The 21,602-nt window shown below is 38.3% G+C and carries 19 protein-coding genes and 1 tRNA gene; 1 reads left to right on the top strand and 19 read right to left on the bottom strand.

The genetic code is table 11. The features are described 5' to 3' along the window. Positions 1–177 precede the first annotated feature (177 nt). From ftsH to spoIIE, 6 genes are all read right to left on the bottom strand, one after another. The gene (gene ftsH, locus ACY3XC_RS27395; RefSeq protein WP_464871368.1) at positions 178–2,124 is read right to left on the bottom strand and encodes an ATP-dependent zinc metalloprotease FtsH; all 1,947 of its coding nucleotides are present in this window, start codon (positions 2,122–2,124) and stop codon (positions 178–180) included. A gap of 88 nt (positions 2,125–2,212) precedes the next feature. Beyond that, complete coding sequence (gene hpt, locus ACY3XC_RS27390) at positions 2,213–2,761, bottom strand: hypoxanthine phosphoribosyltransferase (protein WP_464871367.1); 549 nt, start codon at positions 2,759–2,761, stop codon at positions 2,213–2,215. A gap of 23 nt (positions 2,762–2,784) precedes the next feature. After that, positions 2,785–4,173 carry a tRNA lysidine(34) synthetase TilS gene (gene tilS, locus ACY3XC_RS27385; protein ID WP_464871366.1) on the bottom strand — a complete coding sequence of 463 codons (1,389 nt, stop codon included), beginning with the start codon at positions 4,171–4,173 and terminating at the stop codon, positions 2,785–2,787. Between the two features lie 155 nt (positions 4,174–4,328). Next, positions 4,329–5,339: a protein kinase domain-containing protein gene (locus ACY3XC_RS27380; protein ID WP_464871379.1), complete on the bottom strand. Its 1,011-nt coding sequence runs from the start codon at positions 5,337–5,339 to the stop codon at positions 4,329–4,331. After that, positions 5,308–6,045 (bottom strand): vWA domain-containing protein, encoded by a 738-nt coding sequence (locus ACY3XC_RS27375; protein ID WP_179161519.1) that lies wholly within the window; start codon positions 6,043–6,045, stop codon positions 5,308–5,310. Before ACY3XC_RS27375 ends, ACY3XC_RS27380 begins: the two co-directional genes overlap by 32 nt. Before the next feature lie 95 nt (positions 6,046–6,140). Further along, entirely contained in the window at positions 6,141–8,621 is a 2,481-nt protein-coding gene (gene spoIIE / locus ACY3XC_RS27370; protein ID WP_179161518.1) for a stage II sporulation protein E, read from the bottom strand. 247 nt (positions 8,622–8,868) lie between these two features. Here spoIIE and ACY3XC_RS27365 point away from each other — a divergent pair. Beyond that, positions 8,869–8,942 (top strand) — tRNA-Met (locus ACY3XC_RS27365). A gap of 111 nt (positions 8,943–9,053) precedes the next feature. On the opposite strand, the gene ACY3XC_RS27360 is transcribed toward ACY3XC_RS27365, so the two are convergent. The 13 genes from ACY3XC_RS27360 to ACY3XC_RS27300 form a co-directional block, all read right to left on the bottom strand. Continuing rightward, complete coding sequence (locus ACY3XC_RS27360) at positions 9,054–9,497, bottom strand: S1 domain-containing RNA-binding protein (protein ID WP_179161517.1); 444 nt, start codon at positions 9,495–9,497, stop codon at positions 9,054–9,056. Positions 9,498–9,585: 88 nt separating this feature from the next. Then, a complete protein-coding gene (locus ACY3XC_RS27355) occupies positions 9,586–9,978 on the bottom strand; it encodes an FtsB family cell division protein (RefSeq protein ID WP_179161516.1) in 393 nt (130 codons plus the stop codon). A gap of 13 nt (positions 9,979–9,991) precedes the next feature. After that, the gene (gene yabQ, locus ACY3XC_RS27350) at positions 9,992–10,624 is read right to left on the bottom strand and encodes a spore cortex biosynthesis protein YabQ (RefSeq protein WP_464871365.1); all 633 of its coding nucleotides are present in this window, start codon (positions 10,622–10,624) and stop codon (positions 9,992–9,994) included. After that, positions 10,621–10,923, bottom strand: coding sequence for a sporulation protein YabP (yabP, locus tag ACY3XC_RS27345; protein ID WP_179161514.1), 303 nt, complete (start codon positions 10,921–10,923; stop codon positions 10,621–10,623). Before yabP ends, yabQ begins: the two co-directional genes overlap by 4 nt. Before the next feature lie 90 nt (positions 10,924–11,013). After that, entirely contained in the window at positions 11,014–11,283 is a 270-nt protein-coding gene (locus ACY3XC_RS27340) for an RNA-binding S4 domain-containing protein (RefSeq protein ID WP_179161513.1), read from the bottom strand. A 17-nt stretch (positions 11,284–11,300) separates the two neighbouring features. Next, a complete protein-coding gene (gene yabN, locus ACY3XC_RS27335) occupies positions 11,301–12,761 on the bottom strand; it encodes a bifunctional methyltransferase/pyrophosphohydrolase YabN (protein WP_464871364.1) in 1,461 nt (486 codons plus the stop codon). A gap of 6 nt (positions 12,762–12,767) precedes the next feature. Then, positions 12,768–14,390 carry a putative polysaccharide biosynthesis protein gene (locus tag ACY3XC_RS27330; RefSeq protein WP_464871363.1) on the bottom strand — a complete coding sequence of 541 codons (1,623 nt, stop codon included), beginning with the start codon at positions 14,388–14,390 and terminating at the stop codon, positions 12,768–12,770. A 104-nt stretch (positions 14,391–14,494) separates the two neighbouring features. Then, positions 14,495–15,031, bottom strand: coding sequence for a stage V sporulation protein T (gene spoVT / locus ACY3XC_RS27325; RefSeq protein WP_179161510.1), 537 nt, complete (start codon positions 15,029–15,031; stop codon positions 14,495–14,497). A gap of 169 nt (positions 15,032–15,200) precedes the next feature. Next, a complete protein-coding gene (mfd, locus tag ACY3XC_RS27320; RefSeq protein WP_179161509.1) occupies positions 15,201–18,734 on the bottom strand; it encodes a transcription-repair coupling factor in 3,534 nt (1,177 codons plus the stop codon). 111 nt (positions 18,735–18,845) lie between these two features. Further along, positions 18,846–19,076, bottom strand: coding sequence for an anti-sigma-F factor Fin family protein (locus ACY3XC_RS27315; RefSeq protein ID WP_095250675.1), 231 nt, complete (start codon positions 19,074–19,076; stop codon positions 18,846–18,848). Positions 19,077–19,206: 130 nt separating this feature from the next. Beyond that, positions 19,207–19,767, bottom strand: a complete 561-nt coding sequence (pth, locus tag ACY3XC_RS27310) for an aminoacyl-tRNA hydrolase (RefSeq protein WP_464871378.1) — start codon at positions 19,765–19,767, stop codon at positions 19,207–19,209. A 135-nt stretch (positions 19,768–19,902) separates the two neighbouring features. Further along, positions 19,903–20,538: a 50S ribosomal protein L25/general stress protein Ctc gene (locus ACY3XC_RS27305; protein ID WP_464871362.1), complete on the bottom strand. Its 636-nt coding sequence runs from the start codon at positions 20,536–20,538 to the stop codon at positions 19,903–19,905. A gap of 95 nt (positions 20,539–20,633) precedes the next feature. Further along, complete coding sequence (locus tag ACY3XC_RS27300; RefSeq protein ID WP_179161507.1) at positions 20,634–21,590, bottom strand: ribose-phosphate diphosphokinase; 957 nt, start codon at positions 21,588–21,590, stop codon at positions 20,634–20,636. Positions 21,591–21,602: the final 12 nt, after the last annotated feature.

Here is a 21,602-nt window from a genome sequence, read left to right as displayed (position 1 = left end):
GCTTGCAAACTTAATTTCAAGCACAAAGTAGTTTGTCTCGCGTTAAAATCGGCTTTAGGATTTTAACAACAATCTTTACGAAAATAACCTTTTTAACTATTCTGCAAACATCATATCATAATTACTTTTATCGTGAAAAAAAAAGAGTGCTTTTTTGTAAGCACTCTTTTTAAAACATTACTTATCCTCTGTTTCAGAAGGCTGACTGGCTGTATCTTCATCCTTCTTTGTATTGATCGTTACCTTCACGTCATCTGATTTTTTCGTATCAACTTGCACACTTTCTAGTTCAGAAGCAGATTCTGGCATACGGCCATTTTTAATTAAATAATCGATTTGTTCTGCATTAAGCGTTTCGACTTCTAGAAGAGTCTTAGCAATCAGGTCAAGTTTATCACGATTCTCAGTAAGAATTGTTTTAGCTCTTTCATAACATTCTTTAAGAATGCGTTGAATTTCTAGGTCAATTTCAAAGGCAATGGCATCGGAATAGTTTTGCTCATTATGAATGTCACGTCCTAAGAATACCTGACCGCCTGAAGCTTGACCGAATTGTCCTACTCCAAGCTTATCACTCATACCAAATTCAGTAACCATTTTACGAGCAATTCCTGTCGCACGTTGGAAGTCATTGTGAGCTCCAGTACTTACCTCACCAAAGACAATCTCTTCTGCAACACGACCACCCAATAATCCAACAATTTTATCGAGTAATTCAGGCTTCGTCATAAAGTAACGATCTTCCCTTGGAAGCATCACTGCGTATCCACCAGCTTGACCTCGAGGTACGATTGTAACCTTATGAACCATATCTGCCTCATTAAGGATTAAACCTATTACTGTATGCCCGCCTTCATGGAAAGCAACAATATTGCGTTCTTTCTTTGAGATAACCCGAGTCTTTTTAGCAGGACCCGCAATTACCCTGTCCGTTGCTTCATCAATATCTTCCATGTCAACCTTCTTCTTATTCTGACGAGCAGCAACTAAAGCTGCTTCATTTAATAAGTTTTCTAAGTCTGCTCCAGAAAAACCTGGTGTACGCATCGCGATATTTTTTAAATTAACTGATTCATCAAGCGGTTTATTCCTTGCATGCACTTTAAGGACTGCTTCACGGCCATTTACATCTGGACGATCAACGGTAATCTGACGGTCAAAACGTCCTGGACGTAATAATGCAGGGTCAAGGATATCTGGACGGTTTGTAGCAGCAATAATGATAATTCCTTCATTTGCCCCGAATCCATCCATTTCAACTAGTAATTGGTTCAAGGTTTGCTCACGCTCATCGTGACCCCCGCCTAAACCAGCACCACGTTGACGGCCGACTGCGTCAATTTCATCGATAAAAATGATACATGGAGCATTTTTCTTGGCATTTTCGAATAAATCACGTACACGTGATGCACCGACCCCAACGAACATTTCAACGAAATCAGAACCACTAATAGAGAAGAAAGGAACACCAGCTTCACCTGCTACTGCACGCGCAAGTAATGTTTTACCTGTACCTGGAGGACCTACAAGAAGTACTCCTTTTGGTATACGGGCACCAAGTTCCGCAAATTTTCTAGGATCCTTGAGGAATTCTACTACTTCGACTAATTCTTGTTTTTCTTCATCTGCTCCAGCGACATCCTTAAATCGAGCTTTCTTCTTGTCATCGTTGTAAAGCTTGGCTTTACTCTTACCAAAGTTCATGACACGACTTCCGCCGCCTTGAGCTTGATTTAATAAGAAGAAGAATAAGATAAAGATAATCACAAATGGAATAATGGAGGTAAAGAATGTTACCCACCCACTAGTTTCTTTAGCAGGCATAACTTCTACTTTCGAACCTGCTTCATCAATTCGTTCTAGAATTTTCTCACTGTTTGGTACATATGTTAAGAAGTTCTTACCGTCTTTTACCCCTTTTTCAAACTGCCCCCGAACTTCAAATACACCACGTTCAGGCTGCATAGAAAATGAATCCACTTGATTGTTTTCTAAATGTTCTACAAACTCATTGTAGGAAATGTTATCCGTAGGTTCGTTGCTGCCATTGAAGAAGCTTACCACGCCAATTATGACTAAAAATATCAATAAATAAAAGATGGTATTACGGAAAATCCGATTCATCTCTTACCTCCTCCCGCGATAAAAACTTTTTTAGATAGTATCATAGAAAATCATTCCAATTCTTAAATTACTCTGTTTTTAGTTTCACTTAAAGATTATCGCTATATACTTCCGGTTTTAAAACACCAATATATGGAAGATTCCGGTATTTTTCGATATAATCTAAACCGTATCCAACCACAAATTCATCTGGAACAATAAAACCTACATAATCTGCTTTTATTGCACTCTTCCTTCCTGTTGGTTTGTCAAGCAGGGTAACAATTTTGATTGATTTTGCCTTTCGGTATCGGAATAAATCAACGAGATAACTTAATGTTAAGCCGCTATCGATGATATCCTCAATAATTAAGATGTCTCTTCCCTCTACTGAAGTATCTAAATCCTTTAGGATTTTCACTTCTCCAGAAGAAACCAAACCAGAACCATAGCTTGAAACATCCATAAAATCCATTTCTAGATAACAATCCATTCGTTTTAGTAAATCAGCCATAAATGGCATTGCACCCTTTAGAACACAGATAGCAAGAGGAACAGTGTTTTTATATTCCTCCGTTAATTCAGCCGCTAATACCTTAATTTTTTCCTGAATTTCTTCTTCAGAAACTAACACCTTTTCAATATCCTGATTCATCATAAATTGTGCCTCCTAGAAGATCATTACTTATTATATGTGAGTAGTATATACTGACTTGTTGAATCATTAATGCCTTCGATAGCCGATTTTTTCAATCCAGGAAGCCATAGAATCCACCCATTTTTGTCAGTTATAACAGGCCATGAATCTCGATCCTGAATAGGAACTTTACTATCGATAAAAATATCTTTTAGTTTTTTAGTTCCAGTCATTCCTTTCGGGTTCATGCGGTCCCCTATTTTTCTGTTTCGAATCTCGATGGGTAGCTTAATCTTGTCAGCAGGAAATAGTGCATAATATCCCTTTGTTTCCATGTTTTCTTTATCATCCATTACATCCATTCTAATACTTGCCCCATTAGGTAATTTAATCACACCAGGTCCTGATAATTCAAAGGAATACGGTGTACTCGCTTTCACATCAAATTGGAAGGAAAGCTGTGAATAAGAACGAATCACTTTTAATCCATTGGGAAGGTCAAGTGCTCCAGAAGGATGGCGATTTCGAATTAAAGATAGAATATCATCAATATGTAAAGCAGAAAGTGACACTGGTATTACTTTGTAAAGATAGTTTAATATTAGTTGAATACCTCTTCTTTGTAAAGGAATTGGCATTTCTAGAAAAGGGATAATGTCAATGGTAATTTTATTTCCATCTCCCATTTTCATTACTTTATTCATTCTTTGGACAGTTAATTCCTGAAGAAGTATTTCATCATTCTGAATATCTTCACTAAAACGTTGAAAATGTTCATGGACATTTTGATTTTCTGCTTTTAAAAAGGGAAGAACTTCATTTCTAAAACGATTCCTGCTATAAATACTTTTTTTATTACTTGGGTCTATTCTAGGTACTAAGTTTTGCTGCTGACAATATTCTGCAAGCTCCGCCTTCGTTAAAGATAGGAAAGGGCGAATAATAAATCCATTCCCAAAGGGTCTCGTGAACGGAATCCCTGCTCTCGCAGCACCAGAACTCCCCCTAGTCAATCGCATTAAAATTGTCTCAACTTGGTCGTCACCATGGTGACCCACGGCTAAAAAGTCATAATCATATTTTTCCATTATTCCTTCAAAAAACTCATATCTTGCCTGCCTTGATGCCAGTTGCGAGTTTTTCTTTGTTCTCTGAATGATTTCAGGAACATTTATTCGTGCCATTTCAAAAGGGATTTCCCTTTGTTCACAATAATCTTTCACGAATAAAGCATCTTCAAAAGATTCTTGACCACGGAACATATGATCTACGTGTGCCGCTACAATGGAAAGGTTTTTCCTTTCCTTTTGCATCCAAAGGAAATGAAGCAATGCCAATGAATCTGGGCCGCCAGAAACTCCAACCACCAACTTTTTATTTTCTATTTGAAATGAAAGGCGATCTAAAAAGGCAGCTACTTTTTCTTCTAACATTTTGCATTCTTCCTTATAAAGATTCTTTGAAAATTATTTTGAATATCACTAGCTTACCACTTTTATGACAAAAGTATCAAAAACAAAGACCTAATTGATTAGGTCTTTTTTTCCTTCCCTTTTATACGAAATATTGAACCTTTGGTTTCAAAAATTTATAAAAGTTTTTGAAAAATATACAATAAGTATAAAAGTGCAATGAAAATTGTAATACTGATGGTTTCGAACCAGCGGCTTTTTTTCTTCTTTCTACGGTAAGTCTGCCTGCTTTTAGGTTGGCTTACTGGCTGGTTTACCTTTTGTTTTTGATGGGTACTAGTGGTACTAGTCACTGGTTGTTTAGCTCCAGGATGCATATTTTTGTTATCCATTACCAGTGATAATAACTCTGCTCTCATTTGGATCGCATTCGAGTATTGTCCATGAAGTGCTTTTACAATGACCTTTTCTAGTGGAAGCAGGTCCTTCTGTTTTCGAATGGCTTCTCTAAGCTGGGAAATTCCACCCGTTGTTTTATTAAAACGTTTTGGGTACGCAGTATTAATCATAATCATTGCGACAGCAAATAAATCATAAGCGTGATCGGCTTTTCTTGTTCCTAATCCCCAGTAACCTCTATCATAAAACTCAGTAAACTCTTTAATGGCTCTTCCTTGAAGTGTTGTTCCACCGACATCAATGCACCTAATTCTAGGGGTTGGTCCAGTAACAATTAGGTTTTCTGGCTTTAAATCCCCGAATACCCAGCCATTTTCATGCAATTTATTTAAGTCATTTAACAATTGCAGTAAGAGAACATGGGTCCACGATTTTCCTTTTCTTTGAAGAAAGGTCAGCAAATCAGGTCCTTGAATATATTCCATGGCATAGAATGAAATCTGCCCTCGGTTACTATTCCAATCATCTACATCAAGCAAAGAAGGTCCGAGGGTTGACCCTTGGACCTTCGCAAACGACCTTAATACATTTACCTCAGAGGTAATAGACATCCCGTTATCACTCATCTTTAACGCTACTTGCGTGTTCTTAAACTTTGCAAGGTAGACGATGCCGTTTGCTCCAAATCCGAGTTCCTTTAGAACTGTATATTTGTTTGAATGCCACTTTCCAGTGATTATAGTGCCAGGTGATACCTTACATCGACTCTTCAATGAATGATTCATCATCACCGGTCAAAAGACTCCTTAATGAACGTTTTGAATTAAATGACGTTAGTGCTGTACGAATTGCAGGACCTGTTGGAGTAATTCCTCCTGTAGTAAGCTGGGAGAAGATACTTGTCAAAGATTGTAGCTTTGGAGTCCAGTCTAGAATTTTTTCGACATCATTCTTTTTCCCGGGAAATACAAAAACTGCAAACTGATTATCACCTGTACGTGCGTTCAAGCTTAATGAAAGGTCAAGTAGAGCCTCTTTTACGGTAGGAAGCTTGTGTTTCATACTTGCGCTAGTATCGACAAGAATCAACACCTCTAATTCGACAGTTTCTCCAAGTTCATCGACCACTTCCATTACTTCTCCTCTTTTCTCAGGAGGAAGATCTTCAATGGTCTGTGAGCGGCCAAGAATTTGCTGTAATTCCCGGTTTACTACACCTTGGATTGTCTGGGTCATTGCTTTCCTTGTAACCATTTGGACCGTTTGTGAGAGGGCTTGAGCATAAACGATTTGACTGACTCCGCCGCCAGACATGGCTATTCCTTCAATTTCCGTCATTCCCTTTTCATCAATTACATCCTGCTCCATAACACCGATAACATTTACGGAAATACCTTGTTCTTTAGCAAGCGCCGCCATCGCAATAGGATCTTCCCCTTGATTTGAACAGCCGTCCGTTATTAATAGAATCTGACGAATTTTTCCTGTATACATACTCATTCTCCCTCCACTTTTCGAGTTACCTTCATTTTCGACACGGTGGATGGGATTTATACATAATCAAAGGATAAACAGCATAAAATAATTGATTACGCTTGTTTCTTCATTTTCGTAACAGGAATACTAGCCCATTTAGGTGTATTGTGTTTTATTTTTGCCACTGCAATAGTCATATCATCTCCAATTAAGTTATCCCGAGAGCGAATTACTTCTTCTAGTATTAAGTCGGAAATTTCCTGTGGGTCATTTGTTTGTAATTCTTGTATTTTTCGTTTCATCCATAAGTCGTAGTTTTCTACATGTTTAGGACCCTCAAATATTCCATCACTCATCATAATGAGCAAATCGCCTGCCTTTAATTGCTCACTAACCACATCTACTTCAAATTCTTCTAGTATACCAATTGGCAGATTACTAGCTTGGATTTTAATTACCTTATTTCCCCTTTTTATAAAACTAGGAGTGGAGCCAATTTTTAAGAATTTCGCTGAAGCATTTTGCAGGTCAATCATGGCTAAGTCTAATGTCGAAAAAATTTCATCTGTCGTTCGAAGGGAAAGGATTGAATTTACTGACTTAATGGCAACTCTTTCTTCAATTCCGGATTGCAGTATTTTTTGTAAAAGCTGCAGTGTCTCTTTGCTTTCATAATGAGCTCTTTCCCCATTCCCCATGCCATCACTTATCGCGATTGCAAACTTCCCAAGCCCTAATTCCATAGTTGAAAAGCTGTCACCTGATACAAAACCACCATCCATGGCAGCGTGAGCCATTCCTGTTTCCACCGTATAAGCTTTTGAGGAACGAAAGATTACATGGCAGAAACCGTTCGGGTATGCGGCGCATTCCTCAGAGCTGACGATAATCTGCTCACCGAGGATATCAGAAAGCATAGGTGCAATTAATTTCTCACACTCACCATGTCCATTACAGAAAGGAACGGACATTTCGATATCCACATTTCCCGACTCTAGACTATAAATCTCGACATGTTCAACATGAACACCAAACGCTTGAATCGCCTCCATAATTTGTTCCTCTTGTTTGTGATGGTTTTCTCTTTCGCGCTGAATCTCCTTTGCGAAGTTATCCATTACCTCTGACACCCCTAGTAGTTGATCGGCAACAAGCTTTCTACTTTCCTGAACCTGTTTCTTTAACTTTTGGTTTGCTTGGTAAAAGGTCAACTCTTGCCCGACTGCTTCATACACTCTTTTTGACCGAGTACAGTGCTTATCCCACTCACGAGATAATTTGGGTGAAATGACGCCATCATTTTGGTCCATTTCATGAATAATTTCTTCCAAGTATCCATAAGTGGTATTAAAATTTTTCGCCCAACACTGCTCCTTCTTAAAGCAGGTGTTACATGTTTTTTCCGTTACATGACTCATAAAAAAATCCATTTCACGTGCATCTTCGTCAACACTAGGCTTTACTTCCATTTGTGAAAAACTTTTTGAAAGTGCATGGAAGACATTAGAGAACTGAGCAACCCGCTGTGCTGTCACATCACGCATTTTCCTCATATATTTTTGTTGTTCGGTTGTGTATTCTGGGGTACCTGGTATATATTTGGCTAGCTTAGAGGTAAATATCTGGGGCGTTAATAGGAAAAGTAAAATAGCTGCTCCGGACTCTAAAAGTGTAATGGTTAAGGAACCGGTACCGCCCTCCTGACCATACATTCCAATTAAGAGTGTTGAAATAAACAAGCCAATTGCAACCCCTATTTTTTTTCCTTCTTTTAACAAGCCGCCTAATACCCCTGAAAAGGCAAGTAAACTCATATGATAGAAACTTGAAACACTTGCAAGGCTAAAGATTAAACCGGTAACGACCCCAACCGTCGAACCAACCGTTGCTCCGGCAATAAAAGAAAATACTAAAACAAGGTAGCGTGACAGAATATGCTCAAGTGATAAATCGTAAATCTTCCAGCCGATGGTTCCTGTCATAATAGAAGCAAGCATAATAATTAAGCAAACAATCTCCTCTGTTTTTAACAACTGCCTGCGCTTATTTAAAATTAATAAGGGGATGCTCTGTAAAAAGATAAGCGTTAGGATAAAGGCAAGACTAGCCTGAACTCCAACCATCATAGCGTCATATAATGCAAGCTGCTTAGAGATAATAAAAGCTTCGGCTAATTTTCCTGTTCCTAAAATAATGGCCACAAAAAAGGGAATCATTCTCATCTCATTCTTAATCCATCTTTCACTAATTCGGTAAATGATTAAAAAAAGGATGGACACCAAAAAGGTAAAAGCGGCATTCTTTAAGGAGACAGTTGCAGCACCCGCAACCAACCCTACTAAGGCAAGTGGAGACCGATCTCTTTTTATCAGAAAGACTGCTGCGAAAAACGGCAGACTAAAGGGAGCAAGCGTGGACAATATCAAAGCTCTTCCTAGTAAGAAACCTACTATAAGTAAAAGGTAACCCTTTACTAGGAAGAAGGATTCAATTTTTAACTGGAATTTTTTCAAGACGCTGTCCCAAGACCATTTAGAGGATTTAAAGTTAACCTCTCCGACCGGTTCTAGTAAACTCCGTTCTAGCTTTTCCATAACTCACACTCCTCTACTAATTCTTGTTAAAGACTATTATAGAATTAATAGATTCAAAATTTTGTCAGATTAGTGAACGTATGCAAAGTTTCGTTCGACGGTTTCCACTATATTTATTCAATTAATGTTGACAAATTGAAATGATGTCGGAATATTGGAGCAATTAAATAGGTATTTCCATTTAAATAAAAATTCATTGACACCTTGTTTTATCCTATGTATTATATAACTTGTGTCTTAAATACTTGGCGGTGTAGCTCAGCTGGCTAGAGCGTACGGTTCATACCCGTAAGGTCGGGGGTTCGATCCCCTCCGCCGCTATAACGAAAGGAAGCATTGATTATTTCAATGCTTTTTTTTATTTATAAACAACAAAAAAGACAAGCCGCTAGACCTGTCTTTGATAATTAATATTTTAATATAAGCAGCAAGTTAACCCCTTTTAGCTCCTCTTCCGCCACGCTTAGATTCAGTATGACGTTTTAAAGAAGTTAAACGATCCTCACTATCTTTTAAAAACTTCGCCATTTTTGACTCAAAAGTCTCTACTTTAGGAGCATTTCGATCGTTTGACCTGTTCTGACGAGGGCGTTGTGAATGTGAGCTCGATTGTGAGCGGGATCTTTGCGGCGCCTCTGGTTTATCTATTGCTTTTTTTATAGAAAGTCCAATTTTCCCATCTTTTTCAACATTCATGACTTTAACTTCTACTTGGTCACCAACTTTAAGATGGTCATTGATATCTTTCACATAACTGTCAGCAACCTCACTGATGTGTACGAGTCCAGTTGAGCCATCAGGCAGCTCCACAAAAGCTCCGAAATTTGTAATCCCTGTGACCTTTCCTTGTAACTTGCTGCCTACTTCGATTGACATAAAAAGAATTTTCCTCCTTAAGAAAATAAAAAAATCATACTTACTTTATATTATACAAAATGGGAAAAATAAGTGTCAATAAGACTAGTTATTGGTTGTTTTTACCTTTATTTTCTTCCGGAATGTTAAAGATGATCTCACCGTTTTCTGAGAAGAAATATTCTTTTCTGGCAAGCTTAGCAAGGTAATCATCATCATTTAACTTAACGATATCTTCTTTCAAGATTTCCTGTTGTTTTTTTAATTGAGTCATCTGTTGTTCCAGCTGTTTCTTTTGTGCCACTTTTTTATCTAATGTGGAGGACTGGGAAATAAAGCTAGTAATCATTAAATAGGACATCAAAGCAGCAAAAACTAAGAACAAGGAAAGTCTTCTGAAAAGCAGCTTTCTTTTTCTAGCTGATGCAATTTCTGCAATTTCTTGCTGGTGTACATAAGTGGTTTGCATTTTCGCTATATTCTTATCTCCTACTGAACTCATTTCCCTTCCCCCCTTATTTTTTTGGTTTTTTCCATTTTTTAATTAACTTTAGTAAATAATTCTTGATTTCCATAAAAATCCCTGCCATTTTATTATATAACTTCTCGACGGATTTTTTAATAGTTTTCGGCAAAAGTTTCCATAGAAGTAACATTATTTTTACAATTGGTACCCAAATTACCTTTAGAACAACCAGTAAGATCTTTAAAACAAATTTGACAAGGGAAAAGAGCCCCCTGCCAAGTAAGATGATAATCGAAATAACCAACTGGATGAGACCAAGGACAGGTTTATAGATAAGTAGTTGAAACGCTCTTCTCATAAATCTATAAATAGAAATTACTGTGTTGATTATGACTTCAAGCAGTCTCAGATAAGTAGCTTTAATTAAACTTTGATAGGCAGCAAAACCACAAAGAAGGGCAACAAAAGTGTAAAAACGTAATTCTCCATTGTTCACAAGGAATAAAATATAAAAGATAATCAGTGCTTGAATGACCCAAAATAACAGGTCATTAAAAAAAACAATCCATGACTTTCGATTAGGGCGATTTAAGAAGCGCTGGTAGGTATCAAACATTACACCAAACAGTGAACCCATCCCAATCATCGAAAGCATGGTGAGGAATTGAGTGGAGAGGGTCATCGGAATAACTTACTAAAGAACCCTTTAGCTTTCTCCCCATGCTGTTCATCTAAGTAAACTAAATCAAATACCTTTCCCTTAATGGAGACAATTCCTTTTTCAACATCCAAGTTTTTCATTTGAAGATTTTGCCCTTTGATTGCTAAAAAACCCATAGAGGTTTCTAATAAGAACTCCTCATTATCAAAGCTTTCTACTTGTTTAACACCTGTTATATCGAGAAGTTTTCTTCCTCTCATGATGACATCATGCTCTGGAACAGTGCTTTTAACAGGGTTTGTTTCATAATATTGGCTCATTATTCATCCCTCACAATCATTTGTACAACCTTTATTACATTTTTATGTAAAGGGTAAATGAATTAGAACAAGCCTTTATAGTTGTTACCATTAGAACTGTGATTCTCCGATTCTTTCTTCTTTGATAATCGTGTACATTTCAGCAGCAGCTTCTTTTCGAGTGGTATCTTGGATCTGATCGATTCTTGCTGTAACCATTCTTTGACCAAGACGAATGGTCAGTTCATCACCAACTTTAACCGTTGAACTGGCTTTTGCCTCTTTTCCGTTTATGAGAATTCTCCCCTGATCGGATACTTCTTTTGCCAATGTTCTTCTTTTGATTAATCTCGATACCTTTAAATACTTATCTAGTCTCATTTAATAATCCCCCAATTCTATAATCCCTTTGATTTTGCTTCATCCCAAAACCGGTCGAGCTCCTCTAAGGAATGATCCTCTATCGGCTTTTCGCTATTCTTTACCTTTTCTTCAATATAACCAAACCTTCTAATAAACTTTTCATTGGTTTCAAATAATGCTTCTTCAGGATGGATTTTCAAAAACCTTGCTACGTTAACAAAAGCAAACAGGATATCGCCAAATTCTTTTTTAGCATTATCAAGACTTGCTGTCTTTATCTCATTCTCAAATTCCTCAAGCTCTTCTTTCACTTTCTCTAAAGCTGGTGTTATTTCCTGCCAATCAAAGCCAACTTTCGCGGCTTTCTTCTGGATTTCGTATGCTCTTAATAAATTGGGCATTGACATGGATATCCCATCAAGAAGAGAGGTTTCTGTCTCACCTTTTTCCTGCTTCTTTATTTCCTGCCAGTTTCGAAGGACTTCTTCTGAGTCTTCAACTACTCTATTTCCAAAGACATGTGGATGTCTGCGAATCATTTTTGTAGAGAGCACCTCTATTACATCTTCGATTGCAAAATAGCCTTCATCCTCCCCAATCTGGGCGTGAAGCATCACTTGAAGCAAGACGTCCCCAAGCTCTTCGACTAAATGATCAATATCCCCGCTGTCGATTGCCTCAATTACCTCATACGTCTCTTCAATCAGATATTTCTTCAAGGATTCATGGGTTTGTTCCTTATCCCAAGGGCAGCCATTTGGACCTCTTAATACTGCTATGATTTCTCGCAGCTTAGAAAAATTTTTCAGCAAGATTTGCTCATCTTGAACTGGAGGAACATAGACAGAAGTAAGGTTATCAAGAGTTACTTTTCGATCCAATTCATACAAAGGCACCCGCTCAAGTCTTTCATTGCTGCTTCCTGCTGCAGAAACAATGACCACTTCATAATCATCAGGAAGTCGTTCCATAAGCGTCAGCTTAATATTAGAGGCTACAAACTGATCATAAACCTGACTGATAAACATATGCTGATCGATTTGCAGCTGGCTGGAATGAAGAGAGGTTCCATCAAGAAGTTGAAAACCGTCCACTGGATCTATTTTTAGCGATTGAAAGAGAGCATCAACAAAGCTTTGACCCCCGCCTATGATGATATCAATATCGTCTTTAGGTCCATACTCCAAAAGTAACTGGACGGTCCGCTCGGCAACAAGTGGATGACCAGGCACTGCATACGTCACCTGTTCTCCGTTTGCTTTTTGAAGTAAGGTTTGGACAATCTCCTGATATACTTCCTCAAATTGGTCATGCTTTTCATAGATGGAATCAAAGGATGTATAGTTCAGTCCCTCATGAACTAATTCATCGACAACAGGATGTTCTTTCGTCCTTAAATAAACATGTTTTGCACTCTTTAATTTTTTGTAAACACCAAAGGGGAGCTGTTCAAGGTCGCCCGCCCCCAAACCGAGTATTTCAATTGATTTGCCCATAATTATTTAACTCCTATTCTTCTTAGGTAATAAAAGACTTAATTTGCTGCCGAAAGGAAATAGTGATAGTTCCTTTTCTAAAAATACTCCTCCTCTAATAATAATAAATAAGAAAAGGAAGCCTCCAGAAAAGGCACCGCCTAAAGCCTGGACGGCTGCCATTAATCTTTCGGTACCAGCCGGTATTGTAATCATATTGGTTAAGGCCAAGCAGCCTTTTAATAGTAAAACCATCAATAATGCTGCTGTCAAAAGTGTTCCTAGAAAGTGAAGTGTCAGCAGCGTACTAGACTGCATATTTTTAAATTTTACATATAAAAGCAAACAAACCAATGCTAACGTGATTAAGGTAGCGAAAGCCGCCCCCATTGTCCCAAATAGCGGAACGAATAGAGCATTAAGAATATATTTTAAAGGAAAGCTTGCTAGTACAGCAGCTGCTGGAAAAAGTAATGACCCCAGCCCCTGCATAATCGCAATAATCGTTGTAATAATGGAGCTAAGCAGAATCACAAAACTTAAAATTCCTAATACTGACGTGCCTGAGTTATCCTCAAATAACATGATATTGGCTGGTTCAATAATGGCCCAAAGACCAACAGAGGCTCCGACTCCAATGACGATACTTATCCTTATGGCCAATTGAATTTTATCCTGTAAGAATGAAATATCCTTTTTAATTCTTGCACTTGTTATTAATGGTACAAGAGATAAAGACATCGAAGCAGCAACAATCGTTCCTAATTGAATTAATGGCTGTCCGCGGTCGAATACTCCTTTTACTGCCTTTGCCATACCCTTTTCATATCCGTTTTCTGTTAGTAATGCGTATAGGTTCAGAGCATCTGCCATCTGTATAAAAATCATTAGCATTCCACTTATACAGATTGTTAGTCCTTGAAAGGTGAGAGTTTTAAAAATAACACTCACCTCTTGATAATAACCGTTAAGCATCCCTTTTCTTGGAGCAATTATCCTCCATTCTTTACGTATCCATAGGAATGTAAACAAAATAAGCGCTGATACCATACTGCCTGTAATTGACCCAAACATGGCACCGCCCCCGATAAGATACAGGGGATATCCTAACTGCGTGAGCATATAGGCCAAAAAGAGAATCGTAAAGGCTCTTATTAATTGTTCACCAACCTGTGAAAGTGCAGTGGGCAGCATATCCCCTTTTCCCTGATAGTAGCCTCTCAAGATTGAAACAATCGGAAATAACAAAAAGACAATGGAAACAACCCTTAGTAAGATGGCTAACTTCTCATCGTTCATCCAGCTGGCAATATAACCAGCACCAAAGTAAAGGATAAGGAAACATAAAAGTCCAAATAGCTGCAGGATAATAAATGAGACAAATAAAAGTCTTCTTGTTTTCTCAGGATCCCTTTTTTCCCTTTGCTCAGCGTACAGCTTAGAGATGACAACCGGAAAGCCTGTTGTCGCGAGCACCATGGCGAGACCATAAAATGGGTAAACCTGCTGATATATGTAAAAGCCAACGTCCCCGACAATATTTTGAAACGGGATCCGATAAACAGCACTTAGGATTTTTGTTATCAGTGCTGCAAGTGCTAAAATAAAAGCCCCTCTAAAAAGAGCCTTCGATTGATTCACGGGCTTCATTTCCTATCTCCTAACTAACCTAAACTCGTGTTGATTATAGCATATGAAGCAAATAAAAAAGACAGCGAAGGCTGCCTCTTTTATTTTTGTGTATAGTATTAATTCTAGGATTCCATTTGTCTTGCTAAAAATCCAGCAGCGGTTTCAACAGCCTTTTTCTCGACTTCACCAAGTGTACCTTCTTTTGCATAAATAATAACAGCTCCAATTGGGTCGCCATTTGCAATGATCGGTCCAATTGTATAAGATGAGATGGCTTCATCATTCCCATCCGCTAATGCAATATCACCTTGCTGTGTAACTAAAACGGAATTACGGTCTTCCATTGTCTTTTCCACTAAATCGCTTATATTTTTATTTAAATAATCTTTTTTAGAACTTCCTGCTAGTGCAATATAACTGTCTCTATCACAAATTAATACCGGGTTTCCGAGGCTGTCAAAAAGGGCTTCTGCATATTCTTTGGCAAAATCGCTTAACTCGCTGATTGGTGAATACTTCTTTAAAATGACTTCTCCATCACGATCTACAAAGATCTCTAACGGATCCCCCTCACGGATACGCAGTGTTCTGCGTATTTCTTTGGGAATGACAACACGACCCAAATCATCGATTCGACGAACTATTCCAGTTGCTTTCATCCAATGTTGCCTCACTTTCATCTGATGATTTTACTAACTTGGTAATGAGAATTTTTCCTTTTGTAGGAATCATCACCAACTTTGAACTTAGTATCTTTCATCTGGAAAGTTCTATACACATTCGCATTATTTTTTCACAAACAGTAAAATTATCCAATTTTTATAATGGTTAAACAGGATTCTTTTGTCCTTTTTTCGCCTCTTGAAGACCTTTAATCATTTCAAATGCTATATTCAGCCAATATGCCGGTTCTTGCCCTTTAATCTGAAGGGTCATTTTAAGCTTCTGACCTTCCATTCCCAGCCCAATCATTCTTGGATACTTACTGCTGATAGCAAATACCTTTTGTCCGTCAATCGCACTGCTCGCTCGCTCATTTACAATAATGCTTACTTCCTGTTTCGCTTGTTTTATCATTTCGATACCCGCAAGCAATGCATAAACTTTCATTTCTGCCACTTGGAATAGATAATCAACTTCTTCGGGATATTCACCAAAACGATCGAGCATTTCCGCCTGAAGTTCCTCAATATCCTCTAATGTTTGCACTCCTCTAAAACGCTTATACATTTCAATCTTTTGATGGCCATCTTTAATATAGGTATCAGGAATGTACGCATCAATTTCTAAATCAATCTCCACAGTAGCTTTTTGCTCTGCTTTTAAATCACCTTTTCTTTCTTCAATCGCTTCTTTCAGCATTTGTGAATAAAGGTCAAATCCTACAGAGTCAATAAACCCATGCTGCTGTGCACCTAATAAATTTCCTGCCCCCCTAATGGATAAGTCACGCATGGCAATTTTAAAGCCAGAACCTAGTTCAGTAAATTCTTTAATAGCCTGAAGACGCTTTTCTGCCACTTCTGTTAATACTTTATCCTTTCGGTGCGTGAAATAGGCATACGCAACACGATTTGACCTTCCAACACGGCCGCGCAGCTGATAAAGCTGGGAAAGTCCCATTCTATCGGCATCATAGACAATCAGTGTGTTTACATTCGGAATATCTACCCCTGTTTCGATGATGGTTGTGCTGACCAACACATCAAACTCTCCCGATAGAAAGCTAAGCATGACTGATTCTAACTCATTTTCTGACATTTGCCCATGTGCGAAAGTGACTCGTGCATCTGGAACAAGCATCGATATTTCTTCTGCCTTACGCTCAATATCCTCTACTCTGTTATATAAAAAGTATACTTGTCCCGCACGAGCCAGCTCCCTTTCAATCGCCTCTCTGACAAGCGATCCATTGTACTCCATTACATATGTTTGTACGGGGAAACGGTTCTCCGGCGGTGTCTCAATTACCGATAAATCACGAACGCCAAGCATGGACATATGCAGTGTCCTCGGTATTGGAGTTGCTGTCAATGTTAAAACATCAATATTTGTTTTCAATCTTTTAATCTTTTCTTTATGGGTAACCCCAAATCTTTGCTCTTCATCGATTATTAATAAACCTAAATCACGATATACGATATCTTTTGAAAGAATACGGTGTGTTCCAACGACTACATCGACTGTACCAGCTTTTAAGCCTTTGATGGTTTCAGTTTGTTGCTTTTTCGAACGGAAGCGACTTAACAGACCAATATTAATTGGGTAGTCTTGAAATCTTTCTCTCATCGTTTCATAATGCTGCTGTGCTAAAATCGTTGTTGGGACAAGGAGTGCAACTTGCTTGCCATCAGCTATCGCTTTAAAGGCGGCTCGAATGGCTACCTCCGTTTTTCCATAACCCACGTCGCCACAAAGCAAGCGGTCCATGGGTCTAGCTCTTTCCATATCCAGCTTAATTTCATGGATGGAGCGAAGCTGGTCTTCTGTTTCCTGGTAGGCAAAGGCGGTTTCAAACTCCCTTTGCATGTCACCATCCGGAGAAAAGGCATAACCAACAGCTGCTTCACGTTCTGCATAAAGCTTGATTAAATCATCAGCAATGTCTTGGACCGAGGATTCAACTTTCTTTTTTACCTTTTTCCAATCACTGCCGCCAAGTTTATAAATTTTTGGCTCTTTTCCTTCGGAAGCCACATACTTCTGAACAAGATCTATTTGTTCAACTGGAACATACAGCTTATCTGTTCCATGATAGCGGAGGTGGAGATAATCCTTATGAACACCGTTAATAACGAGAGTTTCAATTCCTAAGTATTTTCCTATTCCGTGATTAACATGGACGACAAAATCGCCAATTTTAAGCTCCGAATAACTCTTAATCCTTTCGGCATTTGAGAGTTTTTGTCTGTTGGCAGACTTTTTGACACGTTTAGTAAAAAGCTCCTCCTCCGTAATGACCGCAATCTTCTGAATGGAAAGCTCAAATCCAGTTTGCAGGTTCCCCGTCATGATCTGCACTTTTCCAGGTAAAAGCTGCTGATTGCTGCGTGTAATAGAAGCTTCTATTTCATAATCCTCTAATACTCGTTCTAACTTTTTTACTCTTTCATCATCTGGACCTAAAAAGAGAATGGAGTAATTCGCTTTTTTCCACCTGTCAACTTCTGCTTTCAGTAAATGCATTTGCCCATGGAAATTCTGCATTTGTTTACAAGAAACATTTATGATATTTTGCGGACTTGTATTTGCAACATGGCGTAAAAACAAACTCATATAAAGAATCGGAAACTCTTTTTTATGAAGCAAATTTGGTATGTCATGGGAAATAGTCAAATCATGAATAATTTGGCCCTCACTTAAGAGAGAAGTATACCATTCCGCCTCCTCTTTAATTAAGGAATCATTCATCTCTTGAACCCGGCTAATTTCATCAATAAATACCATCCCATTACGCGGGAGATAGTCTAGTAAACTACTATCGCCTTCATATGCCAGCGAAAGATATTTAAATACTTGGTCTGGTTTATGACCATTTTTAAGCTGTTCGAGCTCAAAACTAATATTTTGCGAGAGCTGTATCTTTGCTTTATCGTCCTTTAATTTTCTAAGACTTTTACCTAACCCATCCTCAAGCTTTCCAATTAACCTGCTATAATCCTCTGCCTCAAAAAGGACCTCCGTTGCAGGGCCAATCAAAACTTCATTTGTTTTTTCGATAGAACGCTGGTCTTCTAAGGAAAAGTAGCGGATTGAATCAATCTCAGTATCAAATAGTTCAATTCTTATAGGATCGCTAACGGTAAGCGGATAAATATCAATGATCCCGCCCCTTATACTAAACTCACCTGGTGTTGACACCATTTCAGACCGAACATATCCCATCTTAACAAAAGTATTAAGTAACTTCGTAACATCTAAATCATCGCCTACTTTAAACGACAGCTGGTACTGTTTCCACAAAGATTTTGGTGGAATGACCTTCCTAAGTCCAGCAGCAGGGACAATAATAATTCCTTTGTCCTTTTTACTCAAATGATTTAAGGCTTCGATTCTTTGTGCCTTTAACTCTGGACTGGCAATACTCATCTCAGCTGCAATTAATTCATTGGCTGGAAATAGAAATACTTCATCCTCACTTAATAGATTTACAATATCGTCATAGAGTTTTTGTGCTTGCAATAGATTATGGGTGATAAAGAGAATCGGTCGTTTCATCTGCTCATAAATAGCAGCCGTTAGTACCGTCCTTGATGAACCTGATAATCCAGCAATTAGCTGCTCTTTCAAGCCTTCCTGAACTCCAGATATGATGGAGTGGACATCTTCCTGATCTAGAAATAATGATTTTAAGCCTTTCAAAAGCTCGTTCCTCCTCTCTTTGAATCTTTTTTTCGTATTCTGACTATATTAACCTTATTTTTGGTGTTTATTAAAAATAGAAAAATGCTTTGGAGGGCTTTCCAAAGCTAATTAATGAATGAGGAAATCATATTGGTGATAATCTGGATTTCTTTCTAATGCCTCCTGACAATCCTCACAAATGGCTGTAATATGAATATTCCCAGTCACATCGTACGCGACCATCTCTTGTCTTTCCTGCTCCGTTAATTTATGAAGACCAAGAGCTTCACTGTGTATCGATGACTGTTCAATGGAACCTAAATTTGTCCCGCAATGCCGGCAATGGTAATGAATAGCCACTTAGGTACCCTCCCTATTTTACTATTGTTAATAGTATTTACGTTGGAAGGGGAAGTTATTCATATGATTTCATTACGACAAAAAGAGAATTGGTTTATTTTATGAAAGGAAAGGTTATCCCATGAACCTTTTACTGATTAAATTCGTTCATCACCTGTAAAAAGGGTTTTTCTAACCATGTTTTACATGCTTCCGCACTCTTTTGTACGGACTCTTTTGTTAATCCTCTTTCCTCTTCATGAAAGCGCCCCAACACATAATCTGGAACCTTCATCCCATTCTTCGGCCGATCAATACCGATTCTGATTCTGTTAAACTCTTGCGTTCCAAGATGTGCTACTGTGGACTTGATCCCATTATGACCGCCAGCACTTCCTTTTTGACGGAGCCTGATTTTTCCGACAGGCAAATCAAGATCATCATAGATAATAACTAAATCTTCTAGATCAATTTCATAATAGTCCATTACCGCTCTAATGGATTCTCCAGACAGATTCATATAAGTCAGTGGTTTTAGTAAAATAACCTTTTCACCATTATGAAAACCCATTCCATACAGCCCTTTAAATTTGGATTGATTTAAAGGAATGGATAATTTATCTGCAAGCTCGTCAATGACTTCAAACCCAATATTATGTCTCGTTTTTTCATATTGTTTCCCAGGGTTTCCTAAACCAACAATTAATTTCATTCTTTCCCTCTCTTTCGGCCCAGTCCACCTGTTAAATAATTTTCGGAGCATCCGATTCTCTCCCACTTAATAATACGTCTTTTTTGTGACAAATGCGACAAAAGACGTAACCTTTTCGAGGTTACGTCTACATTATTATTCTCCCGCCGGAGCAGTTTCTCTGCCTTCTTCGTTATCAGGATGGCCGCCTTCTTGCTGCTCACCTGCGTTTATTTCCTCTTCCTGTCGAGGAGGAAGGATACTTGCGATTACTTCATCTTCCTCATGATTGATCGTAAACGACCCTTGATAAAGGATATCGGAAACCTTCATGGTTTCACCAACCTGGAGGTTCGTTACATCCACTTCAATTTGCTGTGGTATTTCATCTGGAGTGGAAGTTATCGATAATTCATGAACAGGCTGCTGCAGAACACCGCCGTCCTTTACACCAGCTGCCTCACCAGCTAGGAAGAGTCTTACTGTTACATTTATCTTTGAGGATTTATCCACGGCGAGAAAATCTACATGAATGATTTCCTTTTTAATAAAATCCTCTTGGTAATCAGATAAAACAACATCATGCCTGCTGCCGTCAATATCAAGTGAAATAACGCCATTCCTGCCTACTAACCGGATTGTTTTTGTTAAATCGGCTGAGCTGACGGAAACCGGTTTACTTTCAACCTTTCTCCCATAAATGACAGCAGGGATGTTTCCCGTTTCTCTAATTTTCCTTAATTCTGAACTGCGAAGTTCCTTACGTTCCTTTGCTTGTAAAACCGTACTCATGTGTTTAGTCACCTTCCTAGTTTTGTTCTTAACTGTCTCTATAAAAATTCCCCAAAACAGGAAGGTCTAAACAATTTTTTGATCAAAAGCAGAGATTAATCGAACAAAGTACTTACAGATTGTTCTTCGTGAACACGGATAATCGCTTCACCAAGTAATGGTGCCACTGAAAGATTTATAATTTTATCGGTTTTTTTCTCTTCTGGGAGCGCAATAGAATTCGTGATCACTAATTCTTTAATTTTTGAATTTTGAATCCTTTCAATCGCCGGTCCAGACAATACTGGATGTGTACAGCAAGCATACACCTCTCGGGCACCATTCTCGACTAATGCATTGGCAGCAAGAGTAATGGTTCCTGCAGTGTCAATAATATCATCAATTAAGATAGCAATTTTTCCTTCAATATTACCGACAATATTCATAACCTCCGCCACATTTGGGCGTGGACGACGTTTATCAATAATCGCAATCGGTGCTTTTAGGCGCTCTGCTAATTTTCTAGCTCTTGTTACACCGCCATGGTCAGGAGAAACAATGACAATGTCACCTTCGAAATTTCTCTTTTGGAAATAATCAGCTAATATCGGAACACCCATTAAGTGATCCGTTGGAATTTCAAAGAAGCCTTGTATCTGCGGTGCGTGTAAGTCTAAGCAGATAATACGAGTTGCACCTGCTGTTTCAAGTAGGTTTGCCACTAATTTAGCTGTAATCGGCTCACGTGCACGCGCTTTACGGTCCTGACGAGCATAACCATAGTATGGCATAACAATATTAATTGTCTTTGCAGAGGCCCTTTTTAGAGCATCAATCATAATTAGTACTTCCATAAGATTTTCATTAACTGGAGAACTAGTCGATTGAATAACATACACATCACAGCCGCGGATACTTTCTTCGATATTAATTTGGATTTCTCCATCACTAAATCTTGTTACAGAGGTTTTTCCTAGTTCTACACCAATCACTTTGGCAATCTCTCTCGCAAGCGGGAGATTTGAATTTAGACTGAATACCTTTAAGTTTGGATCTAAGTATTGATTCGACATAATGCCCTCCAA

The sequence above is a fragment of the Bacillus sp. CZDM1 genome (assembly GCF_055502545.1).
This window is presented reverse-complemented; position numbering and strand designations above follow the sequence as displayed.

What these genes read in the sequence shown, in the direction of transcription:
- hpt (WP_464871367.1), bottom strand. Translation starts at nt 2,761, where the DNA reads ATGATGAATCAGGATATTGAAAAGGTGTTAGTTTCTGAAGAAGAAATT.
- ACY3XC_RS27375 (WP_179161519.1), bottom strand. Translation starts at nt 6,045, where the DNA reads ATGTATACAGGAAAAATTCGTCAGATTCTATTAATAACGGACGGCTGT.
- ACY3XC_RS27380 (WP_464871379.1), bottom strand. Translation starts at nt 5,339, where the DNA reads ATGATGAATCATTCATTGAAGAGTCGATGTAAGGTATCACCTGGCACT.
- ACY3XC_RS27305 (WP_464871362.1), bottom strand. Translation starts at nt 20,538, where the DNA reads ATGAGTACGGTTTTACAAGCAAAGGAACGTAAGGAACTTCGCAGTTCA.
- spoIIE (WP_179161518.1), bottom strand. Translation starts at nt 8,621, where the DNA reads ATGGAAAAGCTAGAACGGAGTTTACTAGAACCGGTCGGAGAGGTTAAC.
- yabP (WP_179161514.1), bottom strand. Translation starts at nt 10,923, where the DNA reads ATGAGCCAATATTATGAAACAAACCCTGTTAAAAGCACTGTTCCAGAG.
- ACY3XC_RS27355 (WP_179161516.1), bottom strand. Translation starts at nt 9,978, where the DNA reads ATGAGTTCAGTAGGAGATAAGAATATAGCGAAAATGCAAACCACTTAT.
- ACY3XC_RS27300 (WP_179161507.1), bottom strand. Translation starts at nt 21,590, where the DNA reads ATGTCGAATCAATACTTAGATCCAAACTTAAAGGTATTCAGTCTAAAT.
- ACY3XC_RS27360 (WP_179161517.1), bottom strand. Translation starts at nt 9,497, where the DNA reads ATGTCAATCGAAGTAGGCAGCAAGTTACAAGGAAAGGTCACAGGGATT.
- ftsH (WP_464871368.1), bottom strand. Translation starts at nt 2,124, where the DNA reads ATGAATCGGATTTTCCGTAATACCATCTTTTATTTATTGATATTTTTA.
- spoVT (WP_179161510.1), bottom strand. Translation starts at nt 15,031, where the DNA reads ATGAAAGCAACTGGAATAGTTCGTCGAATCGATGATTTGGGTCGTGTT.
- ACY3XC_RS27330 (WP_464871363.1), bottom strand. Translation starts at nt 14,390, where the DNA reads ATGAAGCCCGTGAATCAATCGAAGGCTCTTTTTAGAGGGGCTTTTATT.
- yabN (WP_464871364.1), bottom strand. Translation starts at nt 12,761, where the DNA reads ATGGGCAAATCAATTGAAATACTCGGTTTGGGGGCGGGCGACCTTGAA.
- yabQ (WP_464871365.1), bottom strand. Translation starts at nt 10,624, where the DNA reads ATGACCCTCTCCACTCAATTCCTCACCATGCTTTCGATGATTGGGATG.
- pth (WP_464871378.1), bottom strand. Translation starts at nt 19,767, where the DNA reads ATGAAATTAATTGTTGGTTTAGGAAACCCTGGGAAACAATATGAAAAA.
- tilS (WP_464871366.1), bottom strand. Translation starts at nt 4,173, where the DNA reads ATGTTAGAAGAAAAAGTAGCTGCCTTTTTAGATCGCCTTTCATTTCAA.
- ACY3XC_RS27340 (WP_179161513.1), bottom strand. Translation starts at nt 11,283, where the DNA reads ATGAGACTAGATAAGTATTTAAAGGTATCGAGATTAATCAAAAGAAGA.